The organism is Desulfosarcina variabilis str. Montpellier (assembly GCF_048565275.1).
GTDB classification, from domain to species: Bacteria; Desulfobacterota; Desulfobacteria; order Desulfobacterales; family Desulfosarcinaceae; genus Desulfosarcina; species Desulfosarcina variabilis.
This window is the reverse complement of sequence record NZ_CP159846.1, coordinates 8,670,867-8,683,869: the sequence shown is the minus strand read 5'-3', so window position 1 is coordinate 8,683,869 and position 13,003 is coordinate 8,670,867. Positions and strand designations below refer to the sequence as shown.

The following is a 13,003-nucleotide window of genomic DNA, read 5'->3' as shown; positions in this document are numbered from 1 at the left end:
CTGGGGACTTACGCTTCTCCTTCCCCAAGCACCTCGCTGATCTTTTTCGCCAAATCGCGGGCTAAAAATGGTTTTTCAATGAAGTTCATGCCTTGTTCCAGTACCCGGTGGTGGGCAATGATGTCGTCAGAGTACCCGGACATGTAAAGGACCTTGAGTTTGGGGTACGCTTTTGCGGCCCGAGCATAAAGCTCCCGTCCGTTCATGCCCTGAAGTACCACGTCGGTCAGCATCAGATCGATATGACTGCCATGGGTGTCCAGGGCCGACATCGCTGCATCACCGTTTTTGGCAACAATGACTGTATATCCTAACCGGTCAAGCATGGTGTGGGTCATTTTGCGGACCTGGGCGTCGTCTTCCACGAGCAGAATGGCGCCCGTTCCTTTCAGGTTGTCACCTGCCGGCGGGCTGGTCGTTTTTATCACCTTTGTTTGGCTGCAAACGGGTAAATAGATGGTAAACCGCGATCCACTGCCCGGATGACTGTCGACCCGAATGCTGCCCTCGTGCTGTTTTACAATCCCATAGACCGTGGATAATCCAAGTCCGGTTCCCCGAATCCCTTTGGTGGAAAAAAACGGTTCAAAAATTTGCCGGCATGTCGCCTCATCCATGCCATGGCCGGTGTCGCTGATCGTCAGCATGACGTAGGAACCCGGCTGCATTTCCGGCTCCATGTGCGGATGCGCGGGATCCAGACGCTCAACACTGGTGGTGATGGTCAATTTCCCCCCATCGGGCATGGCGTCGGCGGCGTTGATGGCCAGGTTGATGATGACCTGCTCGATCTGACCGACATCTGCCATGCACGCCCGAAGCCGGGGCGCCGTGATGATATCTATTTCAATGTCTTCACGGATTGTCCGGCGTAACAGATTTTCGAATTCTTTCAAAACCGTGTTGATGTTCACCGGCCTGACGGACAGCGTCTGTTTTCGGCTGAATGCCAGAAGTTTGCGAATCAGGTCGCGGGCATGCATCCCAGCACGAATAATTTCATCCACGGATTCCCGGTGTTCATCGTTTTCATCCAGGTCTTCAAGCAGCATTTCACTGAAGCCGAGAATCGGGGAAAGCATATTGTTGAGGTCATGGGCGATACCGCCGGCCAACTGTCCCACCGCTTCCATTTTTTGGGCTTGTTTGAGATGATCTCTCAGGATCATTTCATCGGTGATATCCACAATGACTGCCCGGTAGCCAACCGTTTTGTTATCTTTTTTTATGGGCACCATGTGAAACAGCATTGGAAACGTGGAACCATCCCTGCGCAGTCCGGTATATCGACCGGCTCCGGCCCCAGCGGCATGATCATCCATGGGGCGGGGCTGATGGACGGTTGCTCGCCGCCGATCCTGGGGGATGAACATGTCCATGGCATTGAAGCCACTGGACAAATCCTTGCGGGAATATCCAAAAATCTCGGCGGCTTTTTGATTGGCAAAGGTCAGGATCATGTTCAGATCGGTTTCAAACACCGCTTCGGGGAGCATTTCGGCCAGTTCCCGAAAACGGGCCTCGCTTTCCCTCAACGATTCCATTGTCCTGGCCGCCCGGAGCGTTTCAAAACTGTAGGACGCCAGGATGGCACCGATTTCCTTGTCCTGCTCGATAAAAGGCGGGGGGGTCTTGCTGTGCAAGGTGATCACGCCCATGATCTGGCTATTTTCGTCCATCAGGGGAAACGCCAGTGCCGACCCATTGGGATATTGCTCCCATCCACTGCAACGCAGGTTTTTTTCCTTGGTGATATCTGTGACCAGCAAAGGGCGGCGGCTTTGGAGCACACGGCCCAGAACCGACTTTTCCTGCAGTGGAAAGGGGATAAAACATGGAACATGTGTTGGATCCAGGGTGTACAACAGGTGTAGTCCATCCGATTCCAGCAAAAACAGGCTGCCCCCTGTGGCCAGCATGTGTTTGGCGAATTGGCTGAGCAGGGTTGCCCCGAACTTGCCAATATCGTCGTACAACGAGATTCCGCGGGTGGTGGCAACCACTTTTTTAAGACGGGTATTGATTGTTGATAGATGGCTGTTGGCCTGTTCAAGTGCGGCGGTCCGCTTTTTTACCAGCGCTTCCAGATTTTCCTGGTAAGCGCGGTTTTGGGCCAAAAGATCGCTGCGCTCAAAGGCCCGGTCCACGGCATGCAGGACGATGGACATATTTTCGATGGGTTTGACAATATAGTCCCACGCCCCCAGTCGCAATGCGTCGACGACGTCCGTGATTCGGCCGGTGCCGGATACCACGATGATCGGCTGGTCGGGATCGATTTCATGGATGCGCCACAGAACCGTCAACCCGTCTATTTCATGCATTAGCAGATCGGTCAGAACCAGGTCGGGTTGATTACGCTTGAAAAGGTCCAGCCCCTTACGCCCGTTTTCGGCTTGAATGACCCGCCACCCCCTGCTTTCCAGGCATGCCGCAATACTTTTCAATACGGTGGCTTCATCGTCGATGACCAAAATGGTTCGTCCCTTTTGCATCTTTATTTCCTGCCTGGGGGCATATTTCAATTTGATTTTGCACGAACCGGGAAAATTAGGTAGTGTCCATCCAGAAATAGGAAAATTTGGTCGAGATCAAGGCGCGAAGAAAAATTTAACCACAGGCATATGGTTGATATTCCGAGGATTAAATTTTTCGCGCAACGCCGATATCGGGCAAATTGGCCATTTCTGGATGGATACTATATATAACGCAAGCACTTCAAGTGTATGGGACCGACGATCAATCGTCATCATTACAGTAGGATATGTTGAAATTATTATGACTTCAACCATTCGCAAAATCAACCCCCAGTTGGAATATTACTTTGTCGAGGGATGTTTTATCTTGGAGCTGTCCAATACCCCGGATGATCCGGATCTTTCCATTGCCCGGGCACGGGTCCGTCCCGGGGTGACGACCCGTTTGCACCGTCTGCATAAAATTACCGAGCGCTATGTGATTCTTGAAGGTATGGGAATGGTGTCGGTGGACGGTGAAGCTGCCCGGCCGGTCGGTCCTGGGGACGTGGTGATCATCCCCCCCGACAGCCCTCAGCAGATTTCCAATACCGGTCGCGTGGACCTTGTCTTTTTGGCATTATGCACCCCGCGCTTTGTTCCCGGTGCGTATGAAAATATCGATACATAGCAAGCCTGATTCTTTCTTTTTTGTTTGTATCTAATCTGATTTTAACGTTTGCCAATCACTTTTGCTTCTGGCATTCTGATAGAATCTCGTCTTCCTCTGGCATTCTTTTTTGTCTAAGCCCCCAAAGAGGTGACACCATGCCCATCAAACCGACCCACGACGTCAACGGTCCCTTTCCACTGGAAGTCCTCAACGGGATTGTTTATGACGATCTGCCCCTTGTCGTTAAACGGAAAACATCGGCCTGGGCCCATGGCACGGGGCCATCCGGTTCCGCTGCGAAAACAGCGGGCCCGGACGTGCGGGCGTCATTCTCACCGTTTCCCGGCATCATTGGTCAAGATCCCAAGATGAAGGCGGTTTTCAGCTATATCTTGGACGTTGCGCCCTATGACTACCCGGTATGCCTCTCTGGTGCCACCGGGACCGGCAAGGAACTGGTTGCCAGGGCGATTCACGACCATAGCCCCCGCCGTGATGCCGCTTTTGTGGCGGTCAATTGCGGTGCACTACCTGAAAATTTGGTCGAGAGCGAACTGTTCGGCCATGTCAAGGGAGCGTTTTCCGGTGCCGGACGTTCACGCAAAGGGCGATTTGAACTGGCCCACCAGGGAACGCTTTTTTTGGATGAAGTGGCGGATCTTTCTGCCTACATCCAGATTCGACTGCTAAGGGTGCTGCAATGTAAAAAGTTTGAAAAAGTGGGGGGAGAACGAACTGTCAGCGTTGATGTGCGGGTGATCAGCGCGAGCAACAAACCGCTCAAAACAGAAATGCGTTCAGGGCGCTTCCGGCAGGATCTTTACTATCGACTCAATGTGGTGCCCATCCACATGCCGCCGCTCAAGACCAGACAGATGGACATTCCGCTTCTGGCGCAGCACTTCCTGAATTTGGCGGCAGCCCGTTACCAACGTCAGCCGATGGCATTCACCGACAAGGCATTGGCAGTCATGATCGATTATCAATGGCCTGGCAACGTGCGTGAACTTCAAAATGCCGTTCATTTCTCTTTTGTGAAAAGTCGCGGCAGTGTGATCGACACAAGGCATTTGCCGCTTGAGTTAAAGGAGAGCGCGCCCGCCGATAAAAACTGCCCATTGGATGCCGAGCGCGTAGTCAAGGCCCTGGATCATTGCAGTGGCAATAAGTCCAGGGCTGCGCGTTATCTGGGGGTTGGACGATCCACCTTGTATCGATTTTTAGCGGCTTCTTCCAATGCGTCATCCATGGATTGAATCTGTTTGGCAATCATGTCTCAATAAGAGGATTTAACTCAGCCGCCCGGAAGCTACGACCTAAGGAACTATCATCCTGTTTTGTGTGCCATTACCTGCATTCCGGAGGGGTAAGGGTGCAGCGGGTGGCTGCCAGGCGATCGATATATCTTGCCCATAAGCCCTTTCTCGGTTTGGTAGCAGCTGATCTTTTGTGCTTGTTTCTGCCGGTATTTGTATTGGTATCTACAGCGATATAGTTTTCAGCCATTTTATCACCTCATTTATTTTCAGGTTATCCAACCTTTTGAATTCTTCGGTTATCAATGATCCGTTTCTCTTTGTTTATAAGTTTAGTGCGCAAGGCGCCTGAGGCAATGGGAGCGAAATGATTGGTTGGTGATAGGAAATCTCTATCACTGTGCTTGATCTGCCGTGGCCCATACGCGCATTCTGAAATGTGAGAGCGCGGGTATTGAAATCCTGTACCACCCATCGCTTTCCAGTCATCCGCCGTCGGTTTATCGGGAACTGATCAAAGCGATTCAAGCCGGTGAGCAGGCACTTGACTTTTTTTGCCTGGAGGGGGCGGTCACGCTGGGGCCGAAGGGAACCGGGATGTTCGATACCTGTGCTATTCTTGAGGGTAAGGCCAAAGCGGCAGCCTAAAATTGTGGCCACCACGGCCAACGCCATGATGGAAGACCGCAAGGATTGCATGGCCGCCGGAATGGATGATTACATCCGCAAACCCATCCAGATAGAGCAGTTGCACCGGGTATTGGTATCATCCCAGACGATGAAACCCAAAAACCAAAAATCCATGCCTGCCTAAATAAGGACGAAGCAGTAACAGACCCTCAAGTGCTGCAAAAACCTTAAGGGCGCGGTAAGAAAACTCAGCGCTTTCGCTTTTCCTCCACAAACCGGTCATCGGATTTTTGTTCATGGGCATGGCCTTGTCTTTTTTCCATCCATCCAACCCGCACCTCGCCCTGAATATCGAAGGCAGGCACCCAGGGTTTGATGTCCAGCAGCGGTGTTTGGTCCAGAACGTCGATGCCCTGAACGGTCAACTCGTTTTTCTCAACATTCAAGAGTCTTACAATGGACAGGCCGATGGGATTGGGTCGGCGCGGCGCCCGGGTGGCGAACAGGCCGCGGGCCACCGTGTCCAGAAAGGGCTCGACCGTCATTTGAAATCCTTTTGATCGATGAAAATGGTAGATCAAAATCAGGTGCGAAAAACCATCCAGATCTTTCAACCCCGGCTCATATTGGGGGTCAAGAACGATTTTACCGATTACATCCCTGGCACCGGCCGGTTGGATCGGCATGCCGGTCAGATCGGTAAACGGCGTGTGGATGACGCCGATGGGAGAAAAGGGGATTGCCATATCAGACCTCGGGTATTTGGGGCGGCGCGGGGGTGGGGTCGCGCCGGTGTTTAAATCAGTACGCCAAGTACAGGCCATAAACAGGATCGTCCCCAATATCATCACCGCCGCGCCAAGTGTAAAGGCCAATTTCAAATCGAACATGTCCATCATGACGCCGGCCATTACCGAGCCGATGAGCATTCCCAGGCTGTGGGCTACGGTTAAAAGGGCCATGACCGATCCCATGGCATCGATCAAACTGCCGCGCAGAACCGCCGCCGCCATGAGGGCCGGCATGGCGATACCGCCGCCGATGCCAAAGGCTACGCTGTCCCAGAACAGATAATTGAAACCGGTCGCATGGTTAAACCCATACACGGCGCCGGTAGTGATCAGTCCTCCCAGAAACACCATAACTTTACGGTTGACCCGGTCAGCGATCCATCCCATGGGAATTTGAATGATACCACTGACACAAACGCCGATCATCACCAGGATACCGATGGCCGATGCAGAAATTGAAAAATCAGTGTCGGCAAGCACCGGTAAAAATCCCCAGATGATGCCGATGCAGGCCGTATGGACCAGGCGGTAAGCGAAAAGCCCGATGATGGTCCGATCCTTCATGATTTTTGACCAGGCCAGCGGGGGCAGTCCTTTCTTGACCACGTGTTCGTCAGTCACGGGGGGCAGGAACAAAAGGCTTAAGGCAAATCCGAGAATCGACAGGATGCCCATGCAGGCAAAGGCCCCTTGCAGGCTGAAGCGATCCTTGATGACCCCGCCAAGCAGTGGGCCGGCGGAAAGGCCGATAAAAAGGGACATGTTGAACAGCCCCATGATCCAGCCTTCCTTGCCCTTGGGGGTGATATCGCCCACGTAGGCCTGGACCACGGGCATGATCATGGCCGAGGTAATCCCCTGAATGAACCGGATGACGATCAGGGCTTCAACGCCCTTGGAAAGGATAAATGCCACGGAGATCACGGCGTATGAAAAAAGCCCGGTAACGATCAGTGGTTTGCGTCCTTTTTTATCGGAGCGACGGCCGAAATAGGGCAGGAAAAAGGTCCGCGAAAGGGAGAATGCGCCAAAGATTAAACCGATGTAGATCCCGCTGGCACCCAGGTCATGGGCGTAGACGGGTAAAAGGGGGACGACGATGCCCACACCCGTGACCGCCGCAAAAATGGAAAAGAACAGGGTGCCGAATATTTTTCGGTCATTGGCGTTCATGGGGGCTGTCAAACTCCTTATCGGGTTCTAACGATGCAACCGCTTGACATCGGTCATTGTCAACATCAAAAAAAAGTGAAATAATACGCCCATATACTACATTGAACCCCTCCCGGATCGATTGGGGGCTGTGACTTTAGCTTAGCTGCATTTCCTTTCCAGCAAAGTGATGCCCCCATTTGATTACCCTTTTGAACATTCAAGGACAACGGCATGCTCAATTACCAGACACTGGTTCAAAAAGCAAAAAAAGGATTTGAAACCCTTGACCTTCCCGCGCACTTCAAAACAGACGCGCTGAAATGGCTGGACACCTGGCTGAACGAGGATATTTATAGCGATTATGTGCCTCAGATCGAGCATCTCATCGAAACCGGGCAGTGGGACTTTTTGCTCGATTCATTTTACCAGGTAATTCCCTTTGGAACCGGTGGACGGCGGGGGCTGGTGGGCATCGGCCCCAATCGTATCAACCAGTGGACCATCCAGGCCTCGGCCCAAGGTCACAGCCAGTATCTGGTGAAGGTCCATGGCGAGTCGGCCAAACAACGCGGGCTGGCCCTGGCCTACGATGTGCGGCAGTTCACCGATACCGCTCGATATGCCGATGATCGACCCAATCCGGTCAAAGATCTCGACTGCCGGCAGTTGGCCGAGGCGGCGGCAAAGGTGTATACGGCCAACGGCATCCGGGTCTTTTTGTTCGACGGCACCCGCAGCACCCCGGAACTTTCCTTTGCCATTCGCCATTTAAACGCCATTTCCGGTTGCATGTTTTCCGCCAGCCACAACCTGCCGACGGACAATGGCAAGAAGGTTTACGATCAATACGGCGGCCAGCTGATTCCGCCGTATGACCAGAAGCTGGTCGACGAGGTGGCCGGCAATGTGAGCTCGATTCAGATCATTGACCTTGACCGAGCCAGACAGGAAGGGCTGCTGACCATGATCGGTGCCGAGGTGGACGAGGCCTACCAGCAGGCCGTGGCCAGCCTACAGCTCAGCGATGCCAGGGGGATACGGATCCTTTACAGCCCGCTGCACGGCACGGGCCTAACCTCGGTTTATCCGGTGCTCAAATCCATGGGATTTGATATTCATCTGGACCCGGCCACGGCCAACTTGAGCGGCGCGTTTGAAAACGTTACCTTCAACATTCCCAATCCAGAGGTGGTTCAGTCTTTTGACACGGCCAAGCCCAATGCCGAGGCCATCGATGCGGATGTGATCATGAGCACGGATCCGGATGCCGACCGCATCGGCATCATGGTGCGTCACCAAGGGCAGTGGCAATTTATCAGCGGCAATGAGATCGGTATCGTGCTGTGTGAGTATGCCATCGACCAATTCCGTAAAAAGGGACGGCTTGAGGCCGGCAGCGTGATCATCAAGACCGATGTGACCACCTCGCTGATCGACACCATTGCCCGGGAAAACGGCGTTGGCTGTATCGGCGATCTGCTGGTGGGGTTCAAATACATCGGTGCGCGCATGAACCAACTGGAGGCGGACGGCCGCCAGGGCGATTTCATCATGGGCACCGAAGAGAGTCACGGATATATCATGGGCAACTACGCCCGCGACAAGGATGCGGCCGGTGCCGCCGTGTGGCTGGCCGAGGTGGCCTCACAGCTCAAGGCCCAGGGCCGCACCCTGGTGGATTATTTAAACGACGTGTATGCCAAATACGGTTACTGCCACAACTACCTGACCGAAATCCGCCTGCTCGGTGCCAAAGGCATCGGCCAGATCGCCAGCATCATGTCCCACTTGCGGGAAAACGCCATTGATCGCATCGGAGAATTTGCGGTCACCGAGAAGATCGACCGCTGGCAGGGTGATCCCCAACCCCATCTTTCTCGCACTGACACCGCTTCGCGCAACGTCTTGATTCTCAGGCTGAAGCCGCTGCAAGGGACCCGCGGTATCCGTCTCACCGTGCGGCCCTCGGGTACCGAACCCAAGTTCAAGATCTATATTGAAGTCCTTGGCCAGCCATTCGACCCGTCCACCATCAATGCTGTTAAATCGTCGCTCGTTGCCATCAGGGAACAGTTGGAACGTGCCTTCATGGGCTATTGTTATCAGATTTTGGGTGTGGATTTTCCCGAGCGGGGGTTTCTGCTTTTCTGGCAGTTGCCCCTTTCTGACAAGCTGAAGTATTTTACCATTGAAGATCAGCTTGCCGCCCTTAAAAATGTCGCCGATGCTGGTGAACGAAAGCAAAAAATGAAAAAACTGTTGGCTTTTCTGGGAGCCAATCCCGTGCAGAAAGTGGATGGAGCCTTTGCCGCGCGATTTGGACAAGGGGTTGTGGATTTTTTAGAGCTTGTTTGACCCGTACGGTTTCTTTTTGTCTAACCAGACGAATTTGAAAGAGACGGATGACAACAACGCCCACCAATGACCATTCAAAAGGCCGAAACCGGCCGGCATTCTCGGCAGACGCGTTTCCCATGGTGGACAACGCGCTGCACATTCTTTTTAAATGTCCGGTCGGCGTAGTTGTTATCGGTAAGGATCGGCGCATCCGCTGGGCCAATGAATATGCTCGCAGAATTGTCGGTATGAAGGATTGGCAATCCATGCAGGGACAGCATTGCGCGGCGTATTTGTGCAAGGTGGATCAGGCAGCCTGCCCGGTGCTTGATGAAGGTCGGCATGTGAAAAATTCCGTGCGCATTGTGCGGCGCGTGGACGGCAAAGAAATTCCGGTCCTGAAAACGGTTGTGACCACCGAATTGAATGGCGAGACGGTGTTGATCGAAACCGTCGTCGATTTGACCGAAAGCAACCAATCGATCGACGCCCTCAAGAATCAGTCGCTTTTTATCAGCAGCCTGTTGAATGCCGCCCCGACACCCATCTTCTATAAAAATGCCGAGAGTGTATATCTGGATTGCAATGATGCATTTGGCGATTTTCTGGGCATGCCCAGATCGGCCATCATCGGCAGTACCACGGCCCAGGTCATCCCGGGTGAGGTGGGTGAAATCGAGCACGCTAGTGATCTGGAACTGATTGCCCAAGGCAGAGCCCGGACATATGCCACCGAAATAACCACTGTCAGAGGACTGCGCAGTATCGTTTTGCACAAGGCGGTGGTTGCCGATGATCTGGGCGAGCCCGCAGGCCTGGTCGGGGTGATTACCGATATCACCGCCCAAAAGCATGCCGAGGCTGCTCTGGCCGAGGCTAAACGTGATTTTGAGATTATTTTCGAGAATTCACAGATTGGCATCATGTTGCTTCGCGGAGACCATTTGCTGTCGCGATGCAATCAGCGTCTGGCCGATATCCTGGGTTACGAGAGCCCGGCCCAGATGCTTGGCATTGACATGCGGCAGCTACATCTGGATGAAGAGCGGTTCCAGGCTTTCAGTGAGTCGCATCAAGATTCTCTGGCCCATGGCATCCCGTTTCAGGTTGACTACCAACTGCGCCGTAATAACGGTTCACCCGTGTGGTGTTCCCTTTCCGGCAAAGCATTGGACACGGATGATCTGAGCCGCGGTGTGATCTGGGTCGTCGATGACCTGGAGCCTCGCAAACAGTCCGAAGTCGCCCTGCAAACGTCTTTGTCTCTGCTTGACAGTGTGCTGGAATCCACCACCGATGGCATCCTCGTGGTTGACCGCAAGGGCGGCATCACCAAATGGAACCGCCAGTTCCTTGAACTATGGGGCATTCCGGATGAACTGACCCGGCAAGGCACGGACGGCAAGCTGCTGGCCCATGTACAGGATCAACTGAGAAAGCCGGCGGATTTCTTAAACCGGGTCAATGCATTATACGCGCATCCCGAACAGGTCAGCAGTGATTTGATCGAGCTTTCCGATGGCCGCTTTTTCGAACGCTATTCGCACCCGCAATGGTTTGGTGATGAAATCATCGGGCGGGTATGGTGGTTTCGCGATGTGACCGAAAAAAGGATTGCCGAGCATGCCCTGTCGGAGGGAGAAGCCCGGCTGCGCAGTATCGCCGAATCGACCCAGGACGCCATCATCATGATGGACCATCAAGGGGGCATTACGTTCTGGAATCCGGCGGCAGTAAGGATTTTGGGGTATAGCCACGAGGAAGCCATCGGACAGAACCTGCATCAACTGCTTGCGCCGGATCGTTTTCTGGACGGTCACCGAGCTGCGTTCCAGGGCTTTTTGCGTACCGGAGACGGAAATGCCATTGGCAAGACCGTGGAACTGGCCGCCCGACGAAAAGACGGCCAGGAAATCGACATTTCCCTGTCACTCTCATCGGTGGCCCTGAAAAACAAATGGCACGCCGTGGGCATTGTGCGCGACATCACCGAGAAAAAACAAGCGGAAGCGGACTTGCTGGAAACCAACCGCCGTCTGAGGCAAGAAACCGCCCGTGCCAATCGCATGGCCGCCGAAGCCGAAGCGGCGAATGTGGCCAAAAGTGAATTTTTGGCCAACATGAGCCATGAAATCCGCACGCCCATGAACGGGATCATCGGTATGACCGGTTTGCTGCTCGATACAGAGCTGAATGACGAACAACGGGGCTATCTTGACATTGTGCGCAGCAGCAGTGCAACCTTGCTCCACCGGGTCAACGAAATTCTTGATTTTTCCAAAATCGAAGCGCGTAAACTCGACCTGGAAACACTCGACTTCAACCTGGAGCACCAGATGGCCGACTTTGCCGCCAATCTGGCCTTTTCCGCCCACGAAAAAGGTATTGGGTTCATTTACACCATCGATCCGTCTGTTCCCACACGGCTTCGTGGAGACCCGGGCCGTTTGCGCCAGGTTCTGGCAAATTTGGCCGGTAACGCCATCAAGTTTACCCGGGCCGGAGAAGTGGCTGTGCGGGTTTCACTGGTCGACGAATCCCCGGATACCGTTCGTCTGCGTTTTTCCGTGAGTGACACCGGCATTGGTATCTCCACGGAAGGGCAGCGCGATCTTTTTCAGCCATTTACCCAGGTGGATGCCTCGACCACGCGGCAATATGGCGGGACGGGGTTGGGATTGGCCATTTCCAGGCAGCTGGCTGAGCTGATGGGAGGCGAAATCGGCGTAGAAAGCCGGGACGGCGTCGGATCGACGTTCTGGTTTACCGTGCATCTGGGAAAACAGGCCGACGGCAGTAAAGAGAATGAATCCGAACCGCTATCCACGGGTCCGCACGATGTAACCCGTTCAACCTATCCGATCTCCACTTTTGAGCCGGTGCGCATTCTGGTTGTAGAGGACAACCCGGTCAACCAGGAGGTCGCATTGAGCATGCTCACTAAAATGGGGTGCAAAGCCGATGCAGTGGCCAATGGTCAGGAAGCACTCGACACCCTGTCCATTATGTCCTACGACCTGGTGCTGATGGATGTTCAGATGCCCGAAATGGACGGAATTGAAGCGACGCGCCGAATCCGTGATTCCAGATCGGGTGTGTTGAATCATGAGGTGCCTGTCATCGCCCTGACCGCGCATGCCATGGCCCGTGATCGAGACAGATGTTTACAGGCGGGCATGAACGGGTACATTTCCAAACCCATCATCCCCAATCGTCTGGTCCGGGAAATTGCCAAGTGGTTGCCCCATGCAGCGCATGGTGACACGGCTCCAGGGGGGGCGCCGCAGGGCGCGGCACCATCGACAGATTCCACCGCCACAGTGTGGGATCATGCCGCATTACTGGCGCGCCTGATGGGGGATGAAGATATACTGGCGGGCATTGTGGAAGGATTTATAAAAGATCTTTCCCGGCAGATTGATGCCGTCGATTCGATGCTTGACGCAAAGGATATCGCGGGTCTTGTGCAACAGGCCCATACCATCAAAGGCGCAGCGGCCAGCATTGGTGGCACGGCCCTTAGCAAAGCGGCATCTGAGATGGAAACGGCGGCCAAGGCCGGAGCCGAAGAGGTCCTGGGCCAGAAACGCAATGAGCTGAGGCGTCAGTTTGCAGCATTGCAGCGGATGATGATCGCGTATCTGCGTCAATATGCTGGGAAAGACAAGGCATGATCCAAAAGGATTAAATAAACAAAGGGGCCGG

At 53.9% G+C, this 13,003-nt stretch carries 8 protein-coding genes; 6 read left to right on the top strand and 2 right to left on the bottom strand.

Features of this window, described 5'->3' with window-relative positions; genetic code table 11:
• Window positions 1–8: 8 nt before the first annotated feature.
• On the bottom strand, window positions 9–2,495 hold the full coding sequence (locus Dvar_RS39110) for a response regulator (protein ID WP_419658877.1): 2,487 nt from the start codon (window positions 2,493–2,495) through the stop codon (window positions 9–11).
• A gap of 283 nt (window positions 2,496–2,778) precedes the next feature.
• Between Dvar_RS39110 and Dvar_RS39105 the strand changes: the two genes are divergently transcribed.
• The 4 genes from Dvar_RS39105 (at window position 2,779) to Dvar_RS39090 (ending at window position 5,199) form a co-directional block, all read left to right on the top strand.
• Window positions 2,779–3,147 (top strand): cupin domain-containing protein, encoded by a 369-nt coding sequence (locus Dvar_RS39105; protein ID WP_419658876.1) that lies wholly within the window; start codon window positions 2,779–2,781, stop codon window positions 3,145–3,147.
• Window positions 3,148–3,284: 137 nt separating this feature from the next.
• On the top strand, window positions 3,285–4,385 hold the full coding sequence (locus Dvar_RS39100) for a sigma-54 interaction domain-containing protein (protein WP_419658875.1): 1,101 nt from the start codon (window positions 3,285–3,287) through the stop codon (window positions 4,383–4,385).
• Window positions 4,386–4,799: 414 nt separating this feature from the next.
• Complete coding sequence (locus Dvar_RS39095; protein WP_419658874.1) at window positions 4,800–5,033, top strand: hypothetical protein; 234 nt, start codon at window positions 4,800–4,802, stop codon at window positions 5,031–5,033.
• A gap of 4 nt (window positions 5,034–5,037) precedes the next feature.
• Window positions 5,038–5,199, top strand: a complete 162-nt coding sequence (locus Dvar_RS39090; RefSeq protein ID WP_419658873.1) for a hypothetical protein — start codon at window positions 5,038–5,040, stop codon at window positions 5,197–5,199.
• 64 nt (window positions 5,200–5,263) lie between these two features.
• On the opposite strand, the gene tsaA is transcribed toward Dvar_RS39090, so the two are convergent.
• The gene (gene tsaA, locus Dvar_RS39085) at window positions 5,264–6,979 is read right to left on the bottom strand and encodes a tRNA (N6-threonylcarbamoyladenosine(37)-N6)-methyltransferase TrmO (protein ID WP_419658872.1); all 1,716 of its coding nucleotides are present in this window, start codon (window positions 6,977–6,979) and stop codon (window positions 5,264–5,266) included.
• A 213-nt stretch (window positions 6,980–7,192) separates the two neighbouring features.
• On the opposite strand from tsaA, the gene Dvar_RS39080 reads away from it, so the two are divergent.
• Both Dvar_RS39080 and Dvar_RS39075 read left to right on the top strand, forming a co-directional pair.
• Window positions 7,193–9,316 carry a phospho-sugar mutase gene (locus Dvar_RS39080; protein ID WP_419658871.1) on the top strand — a complete coding sequence of 708 codons (2,124 nt, stop codon included), beginning with the start codon at window positions 7,193–7,195 and terminating at the stop codon, window positions 9,314–9,316.
• A 47-nt stretch (window positions 9,317–9,363) separates the two neighbouring features.
• Entirely contained in the window at window positions 9,364–12,972 is a 3,609-nt protein-coding gene (locus Dvar_RS39075; RefSeq protein ID WP_419658870.1) for a PAS domain S-box protein, read from the top strand.
• Window positions 12,973–13,003: the final 31 nt, after the last annotated feature.